A 22,818-nucleotide genomic window follows, 5' to 3' on the forward strand; every position below is an offset into this window, starting at 1 on the left:
TGTGAAAAAGAAGGTGTGATGCGTGATCCGCATAGCGGTAGGTGAGCCCTCTCAGCATGCGGCAGAGTGAAGGAGTCGCTGGTCCGGAGGCACGTGCCGGACCCGGAGAGGAAAGGGAGGCCACGTGACCGTTGAGTCGCCACCGGCGGGTAACCCCGGCCTGTCCGGGGACGGGCACGAGGGGTGGGGAGCCCAGCCGGAGAGCGGGTTCGGACAGAGTGCACCCGAGCCGGTGTGCCAGGTGGACCCGGTGTGCCAGGTGGACCTGGCCGTTCTCACTCTGCGGGGGATGGCCGCGGAACTGCGGGCACACGGGGTCGAGGCCCGGGAGGACGGTGTGTTCGGTGTCGTGGACGCCGGGCCGGCCGCCCGTCCGCAGCGGGCTCTGCTGCGCCCCCACCGTGGTGACCTCTGGTGGTGGATGCGCTGGCCGAGTCAGGACGGCGTTCCCCGTGAGCTGTCAGGGGTGCCGCTCTCCCCGGCCACTCGGACCTCCGACGCTGCCCTGCGGATCGTGGGAGCCCTGTCCACTTCCTCGGAGGGTGGCTGAATGAAACGTGCGTGGGTGGCCTGAGCCCACCCGCGTGAAGACGGGGTCGTGCCGCAAACACGGTCCCGGGTGTCAGGGCGGTGTCTGGGTTTGGTCCCGGAACCCAGTCTCCCTCTGTGCGGGCCCCAGGCCCGTCCGGCACCCGAACAGAGGCCGTCCTTCGCGCGGAGGACGGTTGGGCCTCCTCTTTTGGAGGGTCGCTTGGCACTGGTCCCCGCGTTAAGCGCCCCGAGGGAGTGTTCTCCGGAGTGCTTTCGCCCGTGTTGATGCAGCCGACATCGAGGCGGGCGGCAGCCCGGCACCGCGAAGGCGGAGTGATCCGGAGGGTATGACCTGGGCCCTAGCTCCGCCCCTGTCCGTCGTGGAGGACCCCTACCCCTGTGCGGCGGACAGGGCAGCGCCTACGATGCCCGCGGTGTTCTGCAGCGCGGCCGGCACGATCGGTGTGCGGATGTCGAGGTGGTGGAGGAACTTGTGGGACTTGCGGCTCACCCCGCCGCCGACCACGATCAGGTCCGGCCACACCAGGTCCTCGACCGTGCGGTAGTAGCGCTGGAGCCGCTGCTTGGCCCAGTCGCGGTAGTCGAGCCCGTCCCTTTCCTTGGCCCCGGAGGAGGCGCGTGTCTCCGCGTCGTGGCCGTCGACCTCCAAGTGGCCGAACTCGGTGTTGGGCACCAGGCGCCCGTCCACGACCAGGGCGGTGCCGATCCCTGTTCCCAGAGTGGTGAGCAGGACCGTGCCGTCCACTTCCTTGGCCGCCCCGTAGCGGTTCTCGGCCAGCGCGGCGGCGTCGGCGTCGTTGAGGACCTGGGCCGGGCGGCCGGCGGCCTCGGCGAACAGGGACCGCGCGTCCGTGCCGACCCAGCTCTTGTCCAGGTTCGCGGAGGTGCGTACCACTCCGTTCTGCACCACCCCGGGGAAGGTGACACCGAAGGGAGCGCCCTCGGCCTCGGGGAAGTGGGCGGCGATCTCGCCCACGATCGCCGCCACCGCCGCGGGGTCGGAGTGGTCGGGGGTGAGGATCTTGCGGCGGTCCCTGACGAACTCCCCGGAGACCAGGTCGACCGGTGCGCCCTTGATGCCGCTGCCGCCGATGTCGATTCCCAGGCCCGTGGTCGGCTGTGACATGGGTCGTGTCTCCCGTGGTCCTCGTCAAGTGGATGGGGGCGTGGCGCTGCCACACGCCTGATACTGCCCGAGGCGGCCGGGATTCGCACGCTGTCGGGCGGGTGCCTTCGGAAGCGGTGGTTCGTGGCGGTGGTGGAAGCCCGATACGCTGGGCGACTGCCCTGACCAAACGCGACGCGGGAAGACGAGAGCGACGTTGACCGGTATCCATGGCCGCCGCGGCCCTTTCACCGACGGCGACACCGTGCAGTTGACCGACCCCAAGGGTCGCATGCACACCATCACACTGCGTGAGGGTGGAGCCTTCCACTCGCACAAGGGCAAGGTCGCGCACGACGACCTCATCGGTGAGCCCGAAGGCAGTGTGGCGCGCTCCAACACCGGCACGGCCTACGTGGCCCTGCGCCCCCTGCTCATCGACTACACGCTCTCCATGAAGCGCGGGGCGACCATCGTCTACCCGAAGGACGCGGCCCAGATCATGGTCGAGGCCGACATCTTCCCGGGTGCCCGGGTGGTTGAGGCCGGGGCCGGCTCCGGCGCCATGTCCAACTGGCTGCTGCGCGCGGTCGGTGAACAGGGCATGGTGCACTCCTACGAGCGCCGGGCCGACTTCGCGGAGATCGCGCGCAAGAACGTGGAGAGGTTCTACGGCGGGCCGCACCCGGCCTGGAAGCTCACCGTGGGCGACCTGGTCGAGGAGCTCGACGAGACCGAGGTGGACCGGGTCTTCCTGGACATGCTCGCGCCGTGGGAGTGCCTGGACGCGGTCGCCCAGGCACTGATTCCCGGCGGCCTCGTGTGCGTCTACGTCGCCACCACCACCCAGTTGTCCCGTGTGGTGGAGGAGATGCGCGAGGACGAGCGCTTCTACGAGCCGCGCTCGTGGGAGACCATGCTGCGCACCTGGCACGTGGAGGGACTGGCGGTGCGCCCGGACCACCGGATGATCGGCCACACCGGTTTCCTGGTGACGGCGCGACGCCTGGCGGACGGTGTCACGGCCCCCGAGCGTCGCCGCCGCCCGGCCAAGGGCGCCTACGGCAAGGACTACGAGGCGGCGAAGGCTGCCGCCGACGCCGCCGCGAAGGCGGCCAAGCCCGCGGCGCGCGCCCCCGAGGAGAAGTCGCCCGAGGCGACGGCCGCGGCATCGGCAGAGCAGACTTCCGGTACGCCCTCGGAGGCGACGGCTCCCGAAGCGCCGACCACAGAGCCGAAGGTCTCCGGGGACGACGAGTAGCCCGGTTCGCCGACCTGTTGCGGGGCCCGTCCGGAGAACCTTCCGGGCGGGCCCTTCATGTCGGTGGAGCAGCTTCGTGGCATCCGGGCCTAGGTCAGGGCGACGATGACGGTGCAGGCCAGGACGGCGCCGACGAGGTGGTAGCCGCCGGTCACCGCACCCAGCAGGAGCGGCTTAGGGGTGTGCGGCGTGACGGCGTTGGTCACCGAGACCGCCGCGTATCCGGTGCCCAGGGCCAGGCCGAGGAGTAGTGCCCCGGTGAGGTGGTCGATGCCCAGCGCGGTGGTGAGCAGGACCGCCACGAGGCTGACCACGCAGGCACTGATCAGCGGCGCGACGTAGTAGAGGGCGGGGAAACGGTTCCCCTTGGGCCGTTCGAAGCCGATCGAGCGGTCCCAGAGCCGGCCGAACAGAGGGGTGAACCACAGTGCCCCGAGGAAGTAGTACGCGAGCGCGGCCAGCGCCGCGGCGAGCCAGTTCGGTTCCATGGTGTCCATGTGCTCCCCGTTCGCCGAGGTGGATTCGTGTGGTCACCGATCCTTCGCCGGGGTTCGCCGGGTGTCTTGGACAAAGCCGACAGCGGGCACGTTCAACGGCATGACGAGGACTCGCGCCGAGGGGCAGGAGGAGGGTGACGGGTCGGCAGAAGGTGACGTGCCGGGGCAGGGTGCCGGACGGCCGATCCGTCCCGACGAGCGCTCGGGCATGCTCCAACCGCGCAACCTGGAGCGGTACCGGGCTACCTGGTTCGACCCCGCCCCCGATGTGCGGGTTGCGGTCGACCGGTATTGGTGCGTGCGCTGGAACCTCGCGCCCGGGGAGGCCCTCGCCCAGCGCGTCATCGACCTGCCGGCGGTCACGCTGACCGTCGAGGAGGGTGACGTGCCGGGGCCACTTGTGGTCACGGGCGTGCACCGGAAGGCGTGGCGGCGGCGGATCACCGGTTCGGGCAGCGTCTTCGCGGTCCGGCTGCGCCCGGCCGGACTCGCCCTGCTCGGAGACCTGCGCCCGGGGCGCGTGGCCGACGCCACGGTGGTGCTGACCCCGGAGCTGGACCCCCGGTTGCACTCCCTGATGGCGGGGGTGGCGGCGGGGGACACCCCCGAGGCGCGTGCACGGCTGGCCGACGGGATGATCGGGGGGGCGCCTGGACGGGTGCCGTGCCGGTGCCGACCTGCTGCTTGCCAACGCCGCGCTGACGGAGTTGGCGGACCGGGTGCGGTCGCGTGCCGGGCAGAGCCTCGCGGCGCGGTTCGGGGTCAGTGAGCGGACCTTGCAGAGGGCGTTCGGGGCGACGCTGGGGCACGGGCCCAAGTGGGTGAGCCGCAGGGTGCGGTTGCAGGAGGTCGCCCGGGTGCTGGCGACGCGCCCCGAAGTGGAGCTGGCGGCACTGGCGGCCGAGCTGGGGTATGCCGACCAGGCGCACTTGACCAACGATTTCCGGGGGGTCGCCGGTGTCACCCCGGGCGTCTATCTGCGGTCGCTCAGGAGCTGGGGTGTTTAGCGGGACCGGTGCCGAATCTCCTGGGCAGTGCTTGCCCGGGCCCGACCACGGAGGTTACTTTCTCATTACGTCGGGTCATCCGCTACCAGCATGACCTGCGCATATACAAGGCTTAAAAATGAGGTCTAAGACACTCCCCGCAGCTGGGAGGTTAGGAAATGGGCAGGGGTAGGTAGGCTCCCGAGTAGTCGTCCTTCTCATAGGGAGGTGGCGGACGTGGCCGAGCGCGAAGACGAGCGTCAGAGCGACCGGGACCGTGAAGTCGCTGAACTCACGGCCCAGGTCTCCTATATGGAAAAGGAACTCAGCGTGGTTCGGCGTAAGCTCGCCGACTCGCCCCGACATGTACGCCTGCTCGAGGAGCGGTTGAGGGAAGCCCAGGCCAACCTGGCTGCCGCGAACGGGCAGAACGAGAGGCTCGTCTCCACACTGAAGGAGGCGCGCGAGCAGATCGTGGCACTCAAGGAGGAGGTCGACCGGCTCGCGCAGCCGCCGTCGGGTTTCGGTGTCTACCTTGGGTCCCGCGACGACGAGACCGTCGAGATCTTCACCAACGGCCGCAAGATGCGGGTCAATGTCAGTCCTTCCGTGGACATGGACGACCTGCGGCCGGGCCAGGAGGTCATGCTCAATGAGGCGTTCAACGTCGTCGAGGCGGAGTCGTTCGAGACCGTCGGTGAAGTCGTCATGCTCAAGGAACTCCTTGAGGACGGTGAGCGGGCGCTGGTGATCTCGCACCACGACGACGAGAAGATCGTCCGGTTGGCGGAGCCGTTGCAGGACGAGCCCATCCGGGCGGGGGACTCCCTGCTGCTGGAGCCCCGGTCCGGGTACGTCTACGAGAGGATCCCCAAGTCCGAGGTCGAGGAACTCATCCTCGAAGAGGTCCCCGACATCGCCTACACCGACATCGGTGGGCTGTCCGGGCAGATCGAGATGATCCGCGACGCGGTCGAGCTGCCTTTCCTTTACAAGGACCTGTTCCTGGAGCACCAGCTCACCCCGCCCAAGGGCGTGCTGCTCTACGGCCCCCCGGGGTGCGGTAAGACCCTCATCGCCAAGGCGGTCGCCAACTCGCTGGCCAAGCGCGTGGCCGACCTCACCGGCAAGGACCTCGGGAAGAGCTTCTTCCTCAACATCAAGGGTCCGGAGCTCCTCAACAAGTACGTGGGGGAGACCGAGCGGCACATCCGACTGGTCTTCCAGCGTGCCAGGGAGAAGGCCTCCGAGGGCACACCGGTCATCGTGTTCTTCGACGAGATGGACTCGGTCTTCCGCGTCCGCGGCTCGGGGGTGTCCTCCGACGTGGAGAACACCATCGTCCCGCAGATGCTCAGTGAGATCGACGGTGTCGAGGGGCTCGAGAACGTCATCGTCATCGGCGCCTCCAACCGTGAGGACATGATCGACCCGGCGATCCTGCGGCCCGGCCGCCTGGACGTCAAGATCAAGGTCGAGCGGCCCGACGCCGAGGGCGCCCGCGACATCTTCGCCAAGTACATCACCGAGGACCTGCCGCTGCACGACGAGGACCTCGCCGAACACGGCGGGTCCGCGAAGGCAACGGTGGACGCCATGATCCAGCGGGTCGTGGAGCGGATGTACACCGAGGGTGAGGAGAACCGCTTCCTGGAGGTCACCTACGCCAACGGTGACAAGGAGGTCCTGTACTTCAAGGACTTCAACTCCGGCGCGATGATCGAGAACATCGTCTCCCGGGCCAAGAAGATGGCGATCAAGGATTACATCGACCAGCAGTCCAAGGGCCTTCGGGTCTCCCACCTGTTGCAGGCCTGCGTCGACGAGTTCAGCGAGAACGAGGACCTGCCCAACACCACCAACCCGGACGACTGGGCCCGGATCTCGGGCAAGAAGGGCGAACGCATCGTCTACATCCGGACCCTGGTGACCGGCAAGAAGGGCGCCGACTCCGGTCGGTCCATCGACACCGTCGCCAATACCGGCCAGTATCTGTAGGAACACGCGCTCGATGTGCTCGGCTGGGGCCGATCGGACTTGTCCGGTCGGCCCTTCGCCGGTTCGGGTGCCGTGGCGAAAGAGGGGGAGGCAATACGGTCCAGTGGCGTGTGCGGCACTTCGGCCCGCGCACGGTTTCGGTTCCCCTGCGAATCCCCGACCGATCCGCCCTGACCTGCGATGATGTCGCGTGCTGGGGGTTTTCGAAACGCCCGGGAAGACGGCGCTTAGGCCACAATTGGCGCGGAAGCGTTCAAGACAGGTCCGTGGCGGATAACCTCTCACCATGAGTGTGCGGCGGATTATGGGTATCGAGACCGAATACGGGATCTCCGTGCCGGGCAACCCCGGCGCCAACGCGATGGTCACCTCCACCCAGGTGGTCAACGCCTACCTGGCCGCCTCGGCGGCCCGGGCCAGGAGGGCCCGCTGGGATTTCGAGGAAGAGAACCCGCTGCGTGACGCGCGCGGGTTCGACCTGGCGCGGGAGGTCGCCGACCCCACCCAGCTGACCGACGAGGACTTGGGGCTGGCCAACGTCATCCTCACCAACGGGGCCCGCCTCTACGTGGACCACGCCCATCCCGAGTACTCGGCCCCCGAGGTCACCAACCCGATGGACGCGGTCCTGTGGGACAAGGCGGGTGAGCGGGTGATGGCGGACGCAGCCGCTCGGGCCGGTGCCACCCCCGGCATCGAGCCGATCCAGCTGTACAAGAACAACACCGACAACAAGGGCGCCTCGTACGGCTGCCACGAGAACTACCTGATGAACCGGTCGACTCCCTTCGGCGACATCGTCCGGCACCTGATCCCGTTCTTCGTGTCCCGGCAGGTCGTGTGCGGCTCGGGCAAGGTCGGGATCGGTTCGGACGGCCAGGGCAGCGGTTTCCAGATCTCGCAGCGGTCCGACTTCTTCGAGGTGGAGGTGGGGTTGGAGACCACCTTGAAGCGTCCCATCATCAACACACGGGACGAGCCCCACGCCGACCCCGACCAGTACCGGCGCCTGCACGTCATCATCGGTGACGCCAACATGAGCGAGGTGTCCACCTACCTCAAGTTGGGCACCACCGCGCTCGTGCTGTCGATGATCGAGGACGGCTTCCTCAGCTCGGACCTGTCCCTGGAGACGCCGGTGGCGGCCCTGAGGGAGATCTCGCACGACCCGAGCCTGGAACACCGGGTCCGGCTGCGCGACGGCCGCAGGATGACCGCCTTGGAGCTGCAAGGTGAGTACCTGGACCAGGCCCGCAAGTACGTCGAGGACCGGTACGGCACCCACGTCGACCCCGACACGGCCGACGTCCTGGACCTCTGGGAGTCGGTGCTTTCACGGCTGGCCTCCGATCCGATGAGCCTGGCCACCGAACTCGACTGGGTCGCCAAGCTCAAGCTCCTGGAGAGCTACCGCAGCAGGGACGCCCTGGAGTGGTCCCACCCGCGTCTGCACCTGGTGGACCTGCAGTACTCCGACGTGCGCGCCGACAAGGGCCTGTACAACCGGTTGGCCGCACGCGGCCGGATGCGGCGCCTCGTGGAGGAGTCCGCGGTCACCCGCGCCATCACCGAGCCGCCGGAGGACACCCGCGCCTACTTCCGGGGCCGCTGTCTGGCCAAGTACGCCGACGAGGTGGCCGCCGCCTCCTGGGACTCGGTGATATTCGACCTGCCGGGCTACGACTCCCTGCAGCGCGTGCCCACGCTGGATCCCCGCAGGGGCACCAAGGAGCACGTGGGCGGGCTGCTGGACGCCTCCTCGACCGCCGCGGACCTGGTTGCGGTCTTGGCGGGAGGCCGCAAGAGCTGAACCCGTCCGGGCGGCGCCCCTGTAACGGTGCGCCGACCCGGTGCTCCGACTCGGTCGTCCGCCGGTTACGCGGTCGGAAGCTGGCTCAATCGGGCGCGGGGACCTCGGTTTCGCGCTGGGCTGGTGCTCGTGCTGCGGGGACCGGTATTCCCCGCGTCGGTTGTTCCACGCTAGGCGCGTTGTGCCTGTTCGCAGAGGTGCGGAAGCCATCATGCGACGAGGACGTCCCCGCCCGCTGGGCCGGACGGGGACGTCTGGGGCGGCTCCCCCCGGGAGCGCTGATCTCCGGGCCTCAGCCCTCCTCGATCAGCAGCTCCGCGGCCCCCTGCCCGTCCCAGACCCCGGTCAACAGGGCGACCTCCAGTTCGGTCCCCTCAGCGACGTCGAACGGGACGCTGATCGTCACCGAACCGCCGGGGTTGACGTCGGTGTACATGGAGTCGTCGTTCAAGGCCCACAGTGCGTCGAGGTCGCACGCGTACAGGCTTCCTTCGGTGTCCACGACCTCGCTGTCCTCGGCGTCGGGAGCCTGGGGCCCGGTGGAGTCGTTGGTCAGTTCCGCCTCCAGTACGACGAACTCCCGGCCCTGCGCGGCCGTCGCGTTGTCGTAGGAGCCGGAGATCTGCGACGTCCGCTCCACGTTCGTCAGCGTGATGTCCCAAGTGCCGTCCGAGGCGCTCTCGCCCATGGCGACAGCGTTGGGCCATGAGGCGGGTTCGGCCTGGGAAGCGGTTTCGTCCTCCGGCTGTTCCGCGGGTTCGTCGGCCGGCTCCGCGGCCTCCTCAACGTCCGCGTCGTCGCCGAGGTCGAGCCCGGTCTCCTCGAACGCCGATTCCAGGCTGGCCCTCAGATAGGTCTGGTAGGAGACCCATCCCGCGCCGAAGCCGATCATCAGTGCGAATGCCGCGGTGACGGCTACCGTGATCCAACCGGTCCTGTTCATTGAGTGCTCCTCGAATCACGTGGCGGAATCCGCCGTGGTGGGAGGAGCGGGCTCTTTCCGCGGTGGTTGGCATAGATTACACCTTTTTCGGCGCTTCGGAAGGTGCCGGGGCAGGGGGCCGGGACGCGAACGTCCCCGCCCGCGGGTGCGGACGGGGACGCCGGGGGATGGGGCGCTACGGCCCCGGTGGGGTGGCGTTGGTTAGCTGGTCGTCAGATTGAGGTTCCAGGAGTTCACCATGGGGTTGACCTCCTGGTAGTACGTGGTGCCGCCGATGGCGCAGCTGCCGGAGCCGCCGGAGGTGACGCCCTGGGCCTGGTTGCCGGCGATGAAGGAGCCGCCGGAGTCGCCGGGCTCGGCGCACACGTTGGTGCGCGTCATGTCGTGGACGGTGCCCTCGGGGTAGCTCACCGACTGGCCACGGGCCTGGATGGTCCCGCAGTGCCACCCGGTGGTGGAACCGGAGCGGCACACGGCCGAACCGACCGGTGCCTGGCTGTGCCCGGTGACCTGGGCGTAGCCGCCGGTGTTGTAGCGGCTCACCAGGTTGGTGAGGGTGAAGTTGGCCGTGCCCCGGACGAAGGCGGCGTCGTTGCCCGGGAAGATCGAGTTCTCGAAGACGCCCGAGCCGTTGCCGATGGAGACCGAGGCGCCGGGGGCGCCGCAGTGGCCCGCGGTCACGAAGCCGGGCTGGCCGGAGGCGTTGGTGGCGGCGAAGCCGACGGAGCAGCGGCTGCCGGCACCGATGGTGTAGGCGAGGCCGCCGATGATGTCGGCGTAGACCCGGGGCTGTTCGCTGGTGGTGGTCACGTCGACGGCTGAGGCGTCCACGCCCGCGTCGGCCAGCAGGGCGTCCACGTCGGCACCGGAACCGTCGAGGACCTCCAGAACGACCGTGTCGGCGTCCACGTCCGGGTACCAGCCGACCACGCCCGGCTCCGCGGCGGCCTCGTTGAGGTCCTGGACGATGGCGTCGAGGCCCTCGGTGCCGTGGGAGACCAGTTCGGCCTCGGCGCCGACGGCTTCCACGGCGTCGACCGATGCGGGGTCGGTCACCATAACGGTGAGTTCGAGGGTGTCGGTGTCGAAAATGGAGCCGCCGTAGGCGTCTCCGGCGGCCTCGGCCGCGGCTTCGTCGATCTCGGAGGCCGTGTCCTGGGCGGTGAGGAGATCGTCGGCCTCGGACGAGGTCAGACCGAAGTCGCGCTCGAGCGCCTCCTCCATCGAGGACGCGTCGGAGTCGGTGGTGGGGGACTGGGGGAGGGGGCCGGAAGCCGCCAGGGCTCCCGGGGCGGCGGCCAGTGCCATGCCGAAGGCAAGGGCTCCTGTGCCGATAGCGGAGACAACGGGGGAGGGTCGCATGGTCCCTACTCTCCTGGGGGATTGACGGGGGATCGGGAAACGAATGGGGTTCGGCTCCCGGGTGCTTACCAAGACATTCGGTAAACAACGACCAACATAGATGCACATTTTGATGAGCGAAAGGCCGGAAATGCGGATTAGCATTCAGGTCGACATGGGTTCATCCCATGGTCGGTCATATCCTCGTCGCTGAGCGTGTCGGTGGCGGCGCCCACCTGGGTGGACCGGAGTCGCTGTGTCACGGAGCGAAGCCGGGTCCGGTGCGCAAGGGGGGCTTTGCGGCCGGATCCGGACAGCGGTACTGGGTGCCATCCGTGTTCCCCCGGCCACGCATCCGTAACATGCGTGGCCACAGGCGTGGGGGCCGGGTACCGGGCGCAGTGCTTTCCTCGGCACGGTTCTCCTCGGGTCTCCTCGGGCACGCGAACGCCCCCGCCCGCTGGTGCGGACGGGGGCGCGGGGTGTCTGCGCTGGAGCCGGTTAGCTCGTCACGAGACTGAGGTTCCAGGTGCTCAGCACCGGAGCAACCTCCTGGTAGTACGTGGTGCCGCCGGCGGAGCAGCTGCCGGAGCCACCGGACGTCATGCCCTGGGCCTGGTCGTCGGCGATGAACGCACCGCCGGAGTCGCCGGGCTCGGCACACACGTCGGTGCGGGTCATGCCGGTGACGGTGCCCTCGGGGTAGCTCACCGTCTCACCGCGGGCCTCGATGGTCCCGCAGTGCCACCCGGTGGTGGAACCGGAACGGCACACGGCCGAACCGATCGGCGCCTCGCTGGAGCCGCCGACGGTCTGGGTGCCGCCCTCGTCGTACATGTTGACCGTGTTGGTGACGTCCCAGTTGGAGGTGGCCTCCACGTAGGCGGCGTCGTCACCCGGGAAGACGGACTCCGCGAAGACGCCGGAGCCGGAACCGTCCTCGCTCTCGGCGGACGTGCCGCTCGTGCCGCAGTGGCCGGCCGTCACGAACCCTTCGCCGCCCGAGCTGTCGGTGACCGCGAACCCGATGGAGCAGCGTCCGCCGCCCATGAAGTAGGCGTCACCGCCGACGATGTCCGCGTACAGCTCCGGCATCTCGTCGGTCTGCTCGACCTGGACGGTGGAGGCGTCCACGCCCGCGGCCTCGATGAAGCTCTCGGCGCTGGCGGTGTCGGTGGCCTCGATGACGACCGTGTCGCTCGCGACGTCCGGGTACCAGCTGGCGACGCCGGCCTGGCCACCGGCCGCGTCGAGCTCGTCGATGACCGTTTCCAGGCCCTCGGTGCCGTGCGAGACCAGTTCGGCCTCGGCACCGGCGGCTTCGACGTCCGACACCGCGGCGGTGTCCGTCACCAGGACGGTCAGCTCCAGGGTCTCGGTGTCGAACACGGAGCCGGCGTAGGCGGCTCCGGCCGCCTCGGTGGCCTCGGCGTCGAGCCCGAAGGCCTCCTGCTGGGCGTCGAGCAGGTCCTCGGCCTCGAACGGGGTGAGGCCGAGGTCCCGCTCAAGCGCCTCTTCCATGGTGGAGGCGCCGTCCTGGGGGGTGGGCTCGGCGGGCACCGTGGCGGCACCGGATCCCGGCGCGACGGAGAGCGTCAGCCCGAAGGCCAGCGCTCCCGTGCCGATAGCGGAGATAACGGGGGAGGGTCGCATTGATCCCTACTCTCCTTGGGGAATGGGTGGGGGTTGGCCCTTGGGGGTCGTCCGGGGGGACGAACCCGGGCCCAGGGTCACGGATGGTCCGGGACCCTCGCCGTTTACTAAGACACTCAGTAAACGATTTCAAACCATAAGTGAACATCTTGGGCAGCGAAAGTCCGCGAAGCTGATAATTCACTCAGGGGTCAACTGGATCATGGGATCAAGGGACTCTTGACTGCGATCACTCTGGGTGACGTAGTGCCTGACCTTTGCTTTTCGTGAAGGGGTGTATATGGATCACAAACTCGTCAGTAACACAAGACCGGCAAAGTGGCCGGATGCGGACACTGGTATGTCGTACCATCCGTGACGAGAGGGACACGCATCCGCAACTTGGGTGGTCACAAGGCTGCCCAGGGTGAAGATCATGTACGAATCAAGCACAGGTGTGCGCATCGCGACTGTGGGGGAGCGGGTGTGTCGTGGCGCCGGAACAAACCCGGACCACAACTCCGTTGGGGCCCGCTGAGGACACGCCCGAGACGAATCCGACTCGGTGCGCACCCCTGTGCGCACACACGGGACGATTCCGAGGTAACTAGCGAGTATCGGCCCCCGGGAAGGGGGTTGAGCCGGGTGCCGTTGGGCCAAGATAAGGGCGAGAGCCCCGAACGGGAGGTAAAGAGCGATGGCAGCGAAGGATGACGGCGGTCAGAAGCACTCGTCGCGCCGCGACGAAGAGGTCGAGGAGACCCAGTCCGCGGAGGAGACCCAGGAGCGCAACGAACAGCTGGACGAGGACGTCGACGACATCCTGGACGAGATCGACGACGTGCTGGAGAGCAACGCCGAGGACTTCGTGCGGCAGTTCGTGCAGAAGGGCGGACAGTGACCCCCGGGTTCGCTGACAGCGCATCCGGGAGCCCTCGGTCCCGGAGTGCGCAGGGTTAGGGTCAACCTCACCGGCCGGGAGGTCTGCCGGCCGACAGACATACCGATGACAGGCGCCCTGGCCGCCCCAGATAAGGGGTGGGGCGCGAGTGGAGGGAGTCGCGTGTTCGAAGGGTTCGAGGGCAAGGGGATGCCAGCCGCTTTCATGAGTGCGGGCACCTCGTCCTTCACCGAGTTCCTCCGGGCGGTCAACCCCGAGTTGCTGCCCGGACAGCACCTGAGCTCCGGCGGTGGCAGGGGCGTCAGCTCCGGCGGCGGGGGCACCGAACATCTCACCCCGGACGCCACGACCATCGTCGCCCTGACCTTTTCCGGGGGCGTCCTACTGGCCGGCGACCGGCGTGCCACCCAGGGCAACGTCATCGCCAACCGCGACATGGACAAGCTCTACCGGACGGACGAGTTCTCCGCGGTGGCCATCGCCGGCTCCGCGGGGATCGGCATCGAGATGGCCAAGCTCTACCAAGTCGAACTGGAGCACTACGAGAAACTCGAGGGCCGCTCCCTCTCCCTTGAAGGTAAGGCGAACAAACTCGCCCAGATGGTCCGTTCGAACCTCGGCATGGCCCTGCAGGGCTTCGTGGTCATCCCCCTCCTCGTCGGCTTCGACGAGAACACCGAACTAGGGAGGGTGTTCAGCTACGACGCGGTGGGCGGACGCTACGAGGAGCACCACTACCACTCCATCGGCTCCGGTTCGGTCTTCGCCAAGGGCGCCATCAAGAAGCTGTACGGGGACGACCTGGACGAGACCAGCGCGATCAAGGTAGCGCTGGAGTCGCTCTACGACGCCGCCGACGAGGACTCCGCCACGGGCGGCCCCGACCTGCACCGCAAGATCTTCCCCCTCGTCGACGTCATCACGGAGGACGGGCACCGGCGGATCTCCACCGACGAAGTCGCACGACTGGCGACCCAGGTGGTCGAAGGGCGCGCAGTCCACCCCGACGGCCCCAGGGCGCCGCTGAGCTGAAGCGGTCACCACCGCCCCCACAACAGACTTCTCCCTACTAGGTAAGGAACGATCCGCGGTGTCGATGCCGTTCTACGTCGCCCCCGAACAGCAGATGAAGGACAAGGCGGACTACGCGCGCAAGGGCATCGCGCGCGGCCGCAGTGCCGTCGTCCTGCAGTACGAGGGCGGAATCCTGTTGGTGGCGGACAACATGTCCCGCACACTGCACAAGATCAGCGAACTCTACGACCGCATCGGGTTCGCGGCGGTCGGCCGCTACCCGGAGTTCGAGAACCTACGCCTCATGGGCGTCCGTTTCGCCGATGTACGCGGTTACCAGTTCGACCGCCGCGACGTCAGCGGCCGTCAGCTCGCCAACATCTACGCCCAGACCCTGGGCACCGTCTTCAGCGAGAGCCTCAAACCCTGGGAGGTCGAGATCGTCGTCGCCGAGGTCGGCGACACGGCGGCCGATGACGAGATCTACCGCATCACCTTCGACGGCTCCATCGTCGACGAACAGGGCTTCGTCGCGGTGGGCGGCTCCTCCGAGCACGTCGCCGGGATCCTGAAGGACCGTTTCGTCGCCGACGCGCCCCTCAGCGCGGCCCTGAACGCGGCCACCCACGCGCTCGCCCACGAGAACGGTGAGGAGCGCGAACTGGAGGCCGCCAACCTCGAGGTCGCCGTCCTGGAACGCTCCCGGCAGCACCGCAAGTTCCGGCGTATCCACGGCAACCGCCTGGCCTCCCTCATCGCGGAGGGCAAGGAAGCCGGTCAGGAGGCCTCCGAAAGCGAGGGCGGGGACAGTAACGGGGGCCAGGCCGACGAGTGACCTGAAAGCACAACGGTGCGGCGCCACACGGGCGCCGCACCGGCCGGGTGGGTGTGGGCGGCGCGGCCCCGTCGTCCACACCACGGTGACGGGAAGTTGGTGAGGCCGCGTGGAACGACGGATCTTCGGGCTGGAGAACGAGTACGGGGTCACGTGCACCTTCCGGGGACAGCGGCGCCTGTCGCCCGACGAGGTCGCCCGCTACCTGTTCCGGAGGGTGGTCTCCTGGGGGCGCAGCAGCAACGTGTTCCTGCGCAACGGTGCCCGCCTCTACTTGGACGTGGGCAGCCACCCCGAGTACGCCACCCCCGAGTGCGACAGCCTCGCGGACCTGGTCGCGCACGACAAGGCCGGCGAGCGGATCCTGGAAGGGCTGCAGGTCGACGCCGAGCAGCGCCTGCACGAGGAGGGCATCGCCGGGGACATCTACCTGTTCAAGAACAACACGGACTCGGCGGGAAACTCCTACGGCTGCCACGAGAACTACCTGGTCGGCCGACACGGCGAGTTCGGCCGTCTCGCCGACGTCCTGATCCCCTTCCTGGTCACCCGCCAGATCATCTGCGGCGCTGGCAAGGTCCTGCAGACACCCCGGGGGGCGCTGTTCTGTGTCAGCCAGCGCGCGGAGCACATCTGGGAGGGCGTCTCCTCGGCGACCACCCGGTCCCGCCCCATCATCAACACCAGGGACGAGCCCCACGCCGACGCCGAGCGGTTCCGGCGACTGCACGTCATCGTGGGCGACTCCAACATGAGTGAGACCACCACCCTCCTCAAGCTGGGCTCGACCGACCTGGTGCTGCGGATGATCGAGGCCGGGGTCGTCATGCGCGACTACACCCTGGAGAACCCGATCCGGGCGATCCGGGAGATCAGCCACGACATGACCGGCCGCCGCAAGGTGCGCCTGGCCAACGGGCGCGAGGCCAGCGCGCTGGAGATCCAGCGCGAGTACCTGGAGAAGGTGCAGAGCTACGTGGACCGCCACGGGACCGATGCCTCGGGTAAGCGCATCCTGGACCTGTGGCAGCGCACCCTGGAGGCGGTCGAGACCCAGAACCTGGAGACGGTCCAGCGGGAGATCGACTGGGTCGCCAAGTTCCTGCTGCTGGAGCGCTACCGGGACAAGCACGACCTGACGCTCTCCTCGCCGCGGGTGGCCCAACTCGACCTCACCTACCACGACATCCACCGCGACCGCGGCCTGTTCTACCTGATGCAGAACCGCGGCCAGATGGACCGGGTGGTCGGCGACCTGAAAATCTTCGAGTCCAAGTCGGTTCCTCCGCAGACCACGCGGGCGAGGTTGCGCGGCGAGTTCATCCGCCGCGCCCAGGAGCAGCGCCGGGACTTCACCGTCGACTGGGTCCACCTCAAGCTCAACGACCAGGCACAACGCACCGTGTTGTGCAAGGACCCCTTCAAGTCCGTGGACGAGCGGGTGGAGAAACTGATCGCCGGGATGTGAGCTTCGAATCGCTTGTGCGCGGGCCCCGCGGGCGAGCTGAAGGCGGCTTCCCGCGGGGTTGTCGTATCCGGAGCGCTCCAATGGGTGGCCATACTCTGACTGTTCGGTAGTGTGACCGTGTCCTGAGCCGGAAATCAGAGGTTGTGACCCATGCACCGACGTGCTGCCGCCATCGCGGTGCCGATGACCGCCATCGCCTTGGTGGCCTCCAGCTGCGCATCGATCCCGGAGGACTGGCGGACCCCCGCCTTCCTCCAGTCGGACGACGACGAGCTCGACTCGCGGCTGCCCGACGTCACCGGCGAAGTCGGTGAGGAACCCGAGATCACCATCCCCGACATCGAGCCTCCGGACGAGGAGATCTCGGGGATCGTCAGCCAAGGGTCTGGTGAGGGTGACCTGGTCGCAGCGGACGACCTGGTCGTCGCCAATGTCGTCCAGTACCAGTGGACGGCCCCCGGCGAGGGCGAACCGGTCGAGGGCCAGTCCAGCTACGAGAGCGGGGCCCCCGACCTCATCCGCATGGACCAGATGCCGGAGTACATCACCGACACCTTGGTCAGCCAGCCGCTCGACAGCCGTGCGGTCTACGTCTTCCCGCCGCTGAGCGAGGAGGAGCAGCAGCAGGCCGAGCAGATGGGTCAGCCGGCGCCCGAGGGCGCGAGCGTCCTGGTCATGGACATGGTGGACAGCTTCAGCCAGGGCGCCGTGGTGCCCGGCGAGCAGACCGACGACGGCGGCGGCGACCTGCCCACCGTGACGCAGGAAGGCCACTCCGAGCCCGTTATCGACGTCCCCGACACCGATGCCCCCGAAGAGCTCGAGGTGACCCCGCTCATCGAAGGCCAGGGCGACGAGGTCGAGGAGGAGCAGCAGATCGTCGTCCAGTACACGGGCGTGCGCTGGGAGCCCGAGGAGGAGTCCGGCGAGAACGAGGTCTTCGACTCCTCGTGGGCCCAGGGCGGTGTCCCCTTCGACACCACCATCGGCGGCGGCGCCGTCATCGAGGGCTGGGACGAGGGCATCGTCGGCGAGAACGTCGGCAGCCGCCTGATGCTGGTCGTGCCGCCGGACCTGGCCTACGGGGACGACGCGGAGGAGCAGGGCGCTCCCGCGGGCACCCTGGTGTTCGTGGTCGACGTCCTCGGCGCCTACGACAACCCGCCGCCGCCCGAGCTCGACGAGGAAGGCGACCCGGAGGCCCCTGAGGAAGGCGCTGACGAGGAGGCCGACGAGGAAGCGGACGAGGAGGAGTCGGAGTAGGACCCACCCCGGTGGGGTGAGCACCGACCCACTCTCCGTAGAAGCCCCGCGGGCGCGTGATCCCCGCGGGGCTTCGCCGTTCCCGGGGCCGGTCCGGGACCGACACACCCGGTGCGCGAAGACGTCCCTCGTGAGGACGGTTCGAGCGTAGAGTCAGTCACCCAGGGTGAGTATGGGTGAGGGGGAGCCATGCCAGGCCAGCGGTACTGCTACGTGTCGGGTCTGCGCCTGGGTGTTCCGGCGCTCGAGGAGCTCTGCGCCCAAGGACTGCCGCCGAGCCTGGTGGTCTCCTACCCCGCAGAGCTGGCGCACCGCTCCGGCTACGCAGACTTCGACGCCGTCACCCGGCGGCACGGTATCGCGCACCTGAGGGCCTCCGACATCAATACCGACGAGGTCCGCGGCGCCCTCTCGGAGCACCGGATCGACCTGATGGTCGTCTCGGGCTGGTCCCAACTGGTCGACGACGAGGTGCTGGCGTCGCTTCCGCTCGGCGGTGTCGGCGTGCACCCCTCCCCACTGCCGGTCGGCCGCGGACGGGCCCCGATCCCGTGGACGATCCTGCGCGACATGCGCTCCAGCGCCGTCACCCTCTTCCACCTCGACAGCGAGCCGACTGCCGGCGACATCGTGGACCGGACCTGGTTCGACATCGCGCCGGACATCAACGCGACCGGCCTCTACGAGCGGGTCGGGCACCTGCAGTCCGAAATCCTCGTCCGCAACCTGGAGGCGCTGCTGGAAGGGCGGGCGCCCCGCCGTCCGCAGACAGGCCACGTCTCGGTGTGGCCGCGGCGCCGCCCCAGCGACGGACACCTGGACTTCACCGCGGCCGGACGGGACGTGGACCGGATGGTGCGCGCTCTCACGGCCCCGTACCCGGGTGCCTTCGCGATGTTCGGTGCGGCCCGGATCACCTTGTGCTCGGGAACGCTGTCCGAGGAGGTCGAGGGCGCTGACCCCGGCCAGATCGTGTCCGCGGGAACGGGCCGCAAGTGGGGTGTCACCTGCGGGGACGGCAGCGTGTTCGTGCCCGAGACCCTGAGGGTGGACGAGGGCGTGCTGGCCGAACCGGCCTCGCTGGCCATGTTCCGTCCCGGGAGCCGCTTCGACCCGCCCTCCGAACACATGATGGCCGCCACCCGGCGCACCCCCGTCCCGGGAAACGGCGACGCCGAGCACCGCCGCCCCGCCGCCCCGGCCCAGCGGACGGCGCGGCCTGAATCGTCGGTGAGCGCCGTCGGATCGCGCTCGGCACGGTACCGTCGGAGCTGAACCGGCGGTGGGAGGACGCGTCCCTCGCGGCCCCGCCCGGTCGACCCACCCCTGCGGGTGAACACAGCGGGCAACATCAGCGGGCAAGAGGAGTGCGGACCATGTCGCGCAGGAAGACCGAACGGCAACTCAACCTGGTCATCTGCCTGTTGTCGACGAGGCGCCACCTCACCGCTCAGGAGATCCGGGCGACGGTCCACGGTTACGCGGAGGCGGAGACCGAGTCGGCCTTCAAGCGCATGTTCGAGCGCGACAAGCGGGAGCTGCGCGACAGCGGCATCCCCATACAGGTGGGTGGCGGTGACGCGTTCAGCGGCGATGAGGGGTACCGGATCTCCCGCTCGGACTACGAGCTGCCTGAGATCGAGCTCCTGCCCGACGAAGCGGTGGTACTGGGCCTGGCCGCCCGCGCCTGGCGGCACGCCTCACTGGGCAAGGCCGCCGCTGACGCCCTGTTCAAGCTCCGCTCCGCCGGGGTCCCGGTGGACTCCGAAGCGGCACCGGGACTCACCCCCGCGATGCGTACCGACGAGCCCGCCTTCGGCCCGGTCTGGCAGGCGGTCCGCGATCGGCGCCCGATCTCCTTCGCCTACCGCAAGCCCGGCCAGATCGAGGCCCAGCGGCGCGGGATCGAGCCGTGGGGCATCGTCAACCTGCGCGGCCACTGGTACGTGGTGGGCCATGACCGGCTGCGGGACGCACGGAGGGTCTTCCGCCTGGGCCGGATCCAGGGTGAGGTGACGGTCGAGCGCTCCGGCCCGGACGTGACCGTCCCCGAGGGGGTGGACCTGCGTTCGGTGGTCTCCCAGCAGAGGGCCGAGCCGGAGCGGACCGCGACCCTGCGGGTGCGTACCGACGCCGCGCACGCCCTGCGCCGCGGCGCGGTGCGGGTGGTCCCCGGTGAGCGTGAGGGTGCCGACTCCGGTTGGGACACCATCACGCTGCCCTACAACTCCGTGCTCGACCTGGTGCGGCAGGTGGCCTCCCATGGTTCGCGGGCGGTCGTGGTGGAACCGGAGGGGGTGCGCGCGGCCATGGTCTCCCACCTGGAAGGGGCGGCTGAGGCGCCGGTCGAGCGGGACAGCCCCGAAATCACCGGGGAGAGCGAGGGCGAGGACGCCCCAGCTCGCGGGCCGCGCTCCGCCGACCAGCTGCACCGGCTCCTCATGCTGGTTCCGTACGCGCTCGGGCGCGACGTGCGGGTGCCCGAGGTGGCGCGGCACTTCGGGCTCACCGAGCGCCAGGTGGTGGCCGACCTCAGGCTGCTGTGGATGTGCGGGCTGCCGGGTTACACCCCCGGCGACCTGATCGACGTCGACCTGGACGCGGCCAAGGCGACCGGCGAGATCATCATCGGCAACGCCGACACCCTGGCCCAGCCTCTGCGGCTGACCGCTGACGAGGCGGCCAGCCTGGTCGTGGGCCTGTCCCTGCTGGAGGCGCTGCCCGAACCGCGGGGGGTGGAGGACAGCGCGCTCAAACGGGTGGGGGAGAAACTGCGTACCGCCGCCGGCACGGTGGTCAGCGACCTGGCCGACGCGGTCCAGGTCCGGGTCGAGTCGGACGAGCAGGTCACGCAGACCCAGCGCCGTTGTTCGGAGGCGTTGGAGGCCGGGCAGCGCCTGCATCTGCGCTACCTGTCGGGCTACCTGGACCGGGTGACCGAGCGCGATGTCGACCCGCTGGGGCTGGTGGTCCAGGACGGGCACACCTTCCTGGAGGGTTACTGCCGTCTGCGCGAGGACGTGCGGCTGTTCCGCCTGGACCGGGTCCTGGAGCTGACGGTGCTGCCCTACGCGGCAGAGGTGCCCGAGGGTGTGGTCCGCCGCGACCTGTCGGCCGGGGTGCTGGAGCGCTCTGAGCGCGATGCCCTGGTGACCCTGGTCCTGGAGCCCTCCGCGCGCTGGGTCACCGAGGACTACGTATGCGAGTCGGTCGCCGAGCTTCCCGGTGGCGGGGTGCGGGCGACGCTGCGTACGCCGGCCCCGGCCTGGGTGGCGCGGCTGGCCCTGTCTCTGGGGCGGGAGGGGCGCCTGGTGTCCCCGGGCAACCTCGCCGAAGAGGTGCGGTCCGAGGCGCGTCAGGCCCTGGCGCACTACGGCGCACCTCAAACTTCCGAGAAATTGGTCGAGACCACTTCGTCGCCGGAGTGAGGCTTACCTGTTCATCTGGGGGCGGGGTGTAGGTCATCCGGAACGGGATATGGTGAGAGCGTGATCGCCCTCGCTGTCCTGTTCGGCATGTTTTGCTCCGGAGTGCTCGTCGTCGGCGCCCTCGCCCTGAGGGTGCGCCGCGACGCTTCCGTGCTGTCCGAAGCGGTGACACGGGCGGCGGGCGGGTACCAGGCGAGCAGCGCTGACCTGCGTGAGCGTATTCGAGGCGCGGGAACGGGTACATGAAGGACCCGCGGTCGAATACGCGTACCATCAGAGGCGCTTGGTCGCGCCGCACAGAGAGGTAGAACCATGGGACCGTTCAACGGACCTACCATCGCCATCCTGGTGATCCTGGCCATTCTGCTGTTCGGAGCCAAGAAACTCCCGGACCTGGCCCGTTCCCTGGGGCGGAGCGCCCGTATCCTCAAGGCCGAGAGCAAGGGCCTGGTCGACGACGACAACGAGGCCAAGGACTCCGACGAGGCCGCCGCGCAGGGAGAGCAGCCGCAGGACCAGCAGTCCCCGTCCTCCCAGCCGCAGCAGCCGGGCGCAAACAACCAGCAGCCGGGTTACCCGCAGCTGCCCGCGGGCCAGCGCCTGGTCAACGAGTCCGGTGAGCCCACCAACCAGACCTACAACAACTAGCTCTGGCACGTGGACTGGCGCGGTACCGACCGAGGGGTGCCGCGCCGGACGGCTGTTGTCAGCGGGAGTCCGCGCCGCCCGCGCGGGCCCGAATGGGAAGAGAGTGACCGCACCATGAGGTCCCGAAGCCGATCGGTCAACCCGGACGCCCGGATGCCGCTCATGGACCACCTGCGCGAGCTGCGCAACCGGTTGGCCAAGGTGATGATCATCCTGGGCCTGGGCGCCGTGGTCGGCTTCATCTTCTACGACCAGGTGTGGGACTTCCTCACCGAGCCCTACTGTTCGCTGCCGGCCTCCCAGGTCGTCGACGGCGGCGGGTGCTCCCTCATCGTCACCGGGCCCTTCGACGCGTTCTTCGTCGCCTTCAAGGTGTGGCTGCTCGTCGGTGCCCTGGTCACCGGGCCGTTCTGGCTCTACCAGCTGTGGGCCTTCGTCGCCCCCGCACTGCACGGCCGCGAGAAGAAGTACGCCTACATCTTCGCCCCGCTGGCCGGGATCCTGTTCGTCGTCGGCGCCGGTCTGGCGTACACGATCACGGCGCTGGCCCTGCAGATGCTGTTCGGGTTCCTGCCAGACGAGGCGGACCCGTTCCTGACCATCGGTGAGTACCTCAACTACATGCTCATCATGATGGTCATGTTCGGCCTCGGCTTCGTCCTGCCGCTGCTGGTGGTCCTGCTCAACATCGTCGGGGTCCTCACCCATGCCGCCATCGCCAAGTGGCGCCGGGTCATCATCTTCTGCGCGTTCCTGATCGCCGCCATCGTCACCCCGGCCGAGCCCATCTCGATGCTGGCCCTGGCCATCCCCCTCGTCGTCCTCTTCGAGATCGCCGAACTCTTCTGCTTCTTCAACGACCGCCGCAAGAGGCGCAAGGACCCCACCAGCGACCTGGACGACGACGAGATCTCCGAGATCGACGACCAGCCCTCCGGCTTGGACGAATTCGAGGGGTCCGAAGCGGGCAAGGGCCGCGGCAAAGGCGATTGAGCGTTGACAGGTCAAGCGGCTGTGAGCCCGCTCCAGGCACGCTAGGGTTCGAGCCAGGGGCAACGCTTGGTTGCCCCTGAGGCCGATGGGCGGCTCTGACCCCCATACCCTCGGCCCCTGCAACCAGAAGCGGATATGGGAAG

Annotated in this window: 21 protein-coding genes; 16 read left to right on the plus strand and 5 right to left on the minus strand. The window is 68.8% G+C overall.

The window, feature by feature from the left end:
* Window positions 1-124 precede the first annotated feature (124 nt).
* Window positions 125-550 carry a hypothetical protein gene (locus ACYVDG_RS01670; RefSeq protein WP_460746117.1) on the plus strand — a complete coding sequence of 142 codons (426 nt, stop codon included), beginning with the start codon at window positions 125-127 and terminating at the stop codon, window positions 548-550.
* Between the two features lie 372 nt (window positions 551-922).
* On the opposite strand, the gene ppgK is transcribed toward ACYVDG_RS01670, so the two are convergent.
* Window positions 923-1,678 carry a polyphosphate--glucose phosphotransferase gene (ppgK, locus tag ACYVDG_RS01675; protein WP_460746120.1) on the minus strand — a complete coding sequence of 252 codons (756 nt, stop codon included), beginning with the start codon at window positions 1,676-1,678 and terminating at the stop codon, window positions 923-925.
* Between the two features lie 196 nt (window positions 1,679-1,874).
* Between ppgK and ACYVDG_RS01680 the strand changes: the two genes are divergently transcribed.
* Window positions 1,875-2,918 (plus strand): tRNA (adenine-N1)-methyltransferase, encoded by a 1,044-nt coding sequence (locus tag ACYVDG_RS01680; RefSeq protein ID WP_460746121.1) that lies wholly within the window; start codon window positions 1,875-1,877, stop codon window positions 2,916-2,918.
* A gap of 89 nt (window positions 2,919-3,007) precedes the next feature.
* Here ACYVDG_RS01680 and ACYVDG_RS01685 read toward each other — a convergent pair whose 3' ends face one another.
* Complete coding sequence (locus ACYVDG_RS01685) at window positions 3,008-3,415, minus strand: DUF1761 domain-containing protein (protein WP_460746122.1); 408 nt, start codon at window positions 3,413-3,415, stop codon at window positions 3,008-3,010.
* Between the two features lie 100 nt (window positions 3,416-3,515).
* Between ACYVDG_RS01685 and ACYVDG_RS01690 the strand changes: the two genes are divergently transcribed.
* From ACYVDG_RS01690 to dop, 4 genes are all read left to right on the plus strand, one after another.
* Window positions 3,516-4,184, plus strand: a complete 669-nt coding sequence (locus ACYVDG_RS01690) for a DUF6597 domain-containing transcriptional factor (protein WP_460746123.1) — start codon at window positions 3,516-3,518, stop codon at window positions 4,182-4,184.
* Window positions 4,185-4,191: 7 nt separating this feature from the next.
* The gene (locus ACYVDG_RS01695) at window positions 4,192-4,422 is read left to right on the plus strand and encodes a helix-turn-helix domain-containing protein (protein ID WP_460746125.1); all 231 of its coding nucleotides are present in this window, start codon (window positions 4,192-4,194) and stop codon (window positions 4,420-4,422) included.
* A 207-nt stretch (window positions 4,423-4,629) separates the two neighbouring features.
* A complete protein-coding gene (gene arc / locus ACYVDG_RS01700; RefSeq protein WP_460746127.1) occupies window positions 4,630-6,399 on the plus strand; it encodes a proteasome ATPase in 1,770 nt (589 codons plus the stop codon).
* 286 nt (window positions 6,400-6,685) lie between these two features.
* Entirely contained in the window at window positions 6,686-8,209 is a 1,524-nt protein-coding gene (gene dop / locus ACYVDG_RS01705) for a depupylase/deamidase Dop (RefSeq protein WP_460746130.1), read from the plus strand.
* 292 nt (window positions 8,210-8,501) lie between these two features.
* Here dop and ACYVDG_RS01710 read toward each other — a convergent pair whose 3' ends face one another.
* From ACYVDG_RS01710 to ACYVDG_RS01720, 3 genes are all read right to left on the minus strand, one after another.
* Window positions 8,502-9,152: a DUF4352 domain-containing protein gene (locus tag ACYVDG_RS01710; RefSeq protein ID WP_460746134.1), complete on the minus strand. Its 651-nt coding sequence runs from the start codon at window positions 9,150-9,152 to the stop codon at window positions 8,502-8,504.
* A gap of 201 nt (window positions 9,153-9,353) precedes the next feature.
* Window positions 9,354-10,514, minus strand: a complete 1,161-nt coding sequence (locus ACYVDG_RS01715) for a S1 family peptidase (RefSeq protein WP_460746138.1) — start codon at window positions 10,512-10,514, stop codon at window positions 9,354-9,356.
* Window positions 10,515-10,994: 480 nt separating this feature from the next.
* On the minus strand, window positions 10,995-12,146 hold the full coding sequence (locus ACYVDG_RS01720) for a S1 family peptidase (RefSeq protein WP_460746141.1): 1,152 nt from the start codon (window positions 12,144-12,146) through the stop codon (window positions 10,995-10,997).
* A 676-nt stretch (window positions 12,147-12,822) separates the two neighbouring features.
* Here ACYVDG_RS01720 and ACYVDG_RS01725 point away from each other — a divergent pair.
* The 10 genes from ACYVDG_RS01725 (at window position 12,823) to tatC (ending at window position 22,675) form a co-directional block, all read left to right on the plus strand.
* Entirely contained in the window at window positions 12,823-13,026 is a 204-nt protein-coding gene (locus tag ACYVDG_RS01725) for a ubiquitin-like protein Pup (RefSeq protein ID WP_460746143.1), read from the plus strand.
* Between the two features lie 162 nt (window positions 13,027-13,188).
* Entirely contained in the window at window positions 13,189-14,058 is an 870-nt protein-coding gene (gene prcB, locus ACYVDG_RS01730) for a proteasome subunit beta (protein WP_460746144.1), read from the plus strand.
* Window positions 14,059-14,116: 58 nt separating this feature from the next.
* A complete protein-coding gene (gene prcA / locus ACYVDG_RS01735; RefSeq protein ID WP_460746147.1) occupies window positions 14,117-14,875 on the plus strand; it encodes a proteasome subunit alpha in 759 nt (252 codons plus the stop codon).
* A 109-nt stretch (window positions 14,876-14,984) separates the two neighbouring features.
* The gene (gene pafA, locus ACYVDG_RS01740; protein ID WP_460746150.1) at window positions 14,985-16,343 is read left to right on the plus strand and encodes a Pup--protein ligase; all 1,359 of its coding nucleotides are present in this window, start codon (window positions 14,985-14,987) and stop codon (window positions 16,341-16,343) included.
* A 150-nt stretch (window positions 16,344-16,493) separates the two neighbouring features.
* A complete protein-coding gene (locus tag ACYVDG_RS01745; RefSeq protein ID WP_460746153.1) occupies window positions 16,494-17,606 on the plus strand; it encodes an FKBP-type peptidyl-prolyl cis-trans isomerase in 1,113 nt (370 codons plus the stop codon).
* A gap of 189 nt (window positions 17,607-17,795) precedes the next feature.
* The gene (locus tag ACYVDG_RS01750) at window positions 17,796-18,881 is read left to right on the plus strand and encodes a methionyl-tRNA formyltransferase (RefSeq protein WP_460746156.1); all 1,086 of its coding nucleotides are present in this window, start codon (window positions 17,796-17,798) and stop codon (window positions 18,879-18,881) included.
* Between the two features lie 101 nt (window positions 18,882-18,982).
* A complete protein-coding gene (locus tag ACYVDG_RS01755; RefSeq protein ID WP_460746158.1) occupies window positions 18,983-21,034 on the plus strand; it encodes a helix-turn-helix transcriptional regulator in 2,052 nt (683 codons plus the stop codon).
* A gap of 60 nt (window positions 21,035-21,094) precedes the next feature.
* Window positions 21,095-21,280 carry a hypothetical protein gene (locus ACYVDG_RS01760; RefSeq protein WP_460746161.1) on the plus strand — a complete coding sequence of 62 codons (186 nt, stop codon included), beginning with the start codon at window positions 21,095-21,097 and terminating at the stop codon, window positions 21,278-21,280.
* A 66-nt stretch (window positions 21,281-21,346) separates the two neighbouring features.
* Window positions 21,347-21,682 carry a Sec-independent protein translocase subunit TatA gene (gene tatA / locus ACYVDG_RS01765; protein WP_460746163.1) on the plus strand — a complete coding sequence of 112 codons (336 nt, stop codon included), beginning with the start codon at window positions 21,347-21,349 and terminating at the stop codon, window positions 21,680-21,682.
* Between the two features lie 153 nt (window positions 21,683-21,835).
* Window positions 21,836-22,675 carry a twin-arginine translocase subunit TatC gene (tatC, locus tag ACYVDG_RS01770; RefSeq protein WP_460746259.1) on the plus strand — a complete coding sequence of 280 codons (840 nt, stop codon included), beginning with the start codon at window positions 21,836-21,838 and terminating at the stop codon, window positions 22,673-22,675.
* Window positions 22,676-22,818 lie beyond the last annotated feature (143 nt).

The sequence above is a fragment of the Nocardiopsis oceani genome, assembly GCF_054777395.1.

Bases quoted from the DNA above. Each gene is read 5' to 3' on its own strand.
- ppgK (WP_460746120.1), bottom strand. From the start codon at position 1,678: ATGTCACAGCCGACCACGGGCCTGGGAATCGACATCGGCGGCAGCGGC.
- ACYVDG_RS01685 (WP_460746122.1), bottom strand. From the start codon at position 3,415: ATGGACACCATGGAACCGAACTGGCTCGCCGCGGCGCTGGCCGCGCTC.
- ACYVDG_RS01690 (WP_460746123.1), top strand. From the start codon at position 3,516: ATGACGAGGACTCGCGCCGAGGGGCAGGAGGAGGGTGACGGGTCGGCA.
- dop (WP_460746130.1), top strand. From the start codon at position 6,686: ATGAGTGTGCGGCGGATTATGGGTATCGAGACCGAATACGGGATCTCC.
- ACYVDG_RS01710 (WP_460746134.1), bottom strand. From the start codon at position 9,152: ATGAACAGGACCGGTTGGATCACGGTAGCCGTCACCGCGGCATTCGCA.
- ACYVDG_RS01715 (WP_460746138.1), bottom strand. From the start codon at position 10,514: ATGCGACCCTCCCCCGTTGTCTCCGCTATCGGCACAGGAGCCCTTGCC.
- ACYVDG_RS01720 (WP_460746141.1), bottom strand. From the start codon at position 12,146: ATGCGACCCTCCCCCGTTATCTCCGCTATCGGCACGGGAGCGCTGGCC.
- ACYVDG_RS01725 (WP_460746143.1), top strand. From the start codon at position 12,823: ATGGCAGCGAAGGATGACGGCGGTCAGAAGCACTCGTCGCGCCGCGAC.
- ACYVDG_RS01745 (WP_460746153.1), top strand. From the start codon at position 16,494: ATGCACCGACGTGCTGCCGCCATCGCGGTGCCGATGACCGCCATCGCC.
- ACYVDG_RS01750 (WP_460746156.1), top strand. From the start codon at position 17,796: ATGCCAGGCCAGCGGTACTGCTACGTGTCGGGTCTGCGCCTGGGTGTT.
- ACYVDG_RS01755 (WP_460746158.1), top strand. From the start codon at position 18,983: ATGTCGCGCAGGAAGACCGAACGGCAACTCAACCTGGTCATCTGCCTG.
- tatA (WP_460746163.1), top strand. From the start codon at position 21,347: ATGGGACCGTTCAACGGACCTACCATCGCCATCCTGGTGATCCTGGCC.
- tatC (WP_460746259.1), top strand. From the start codon at position 21,836: ATGCCGCTCATGGACCACCTGCGCGAGCTGCGCAACCGGTTGGCCAAG.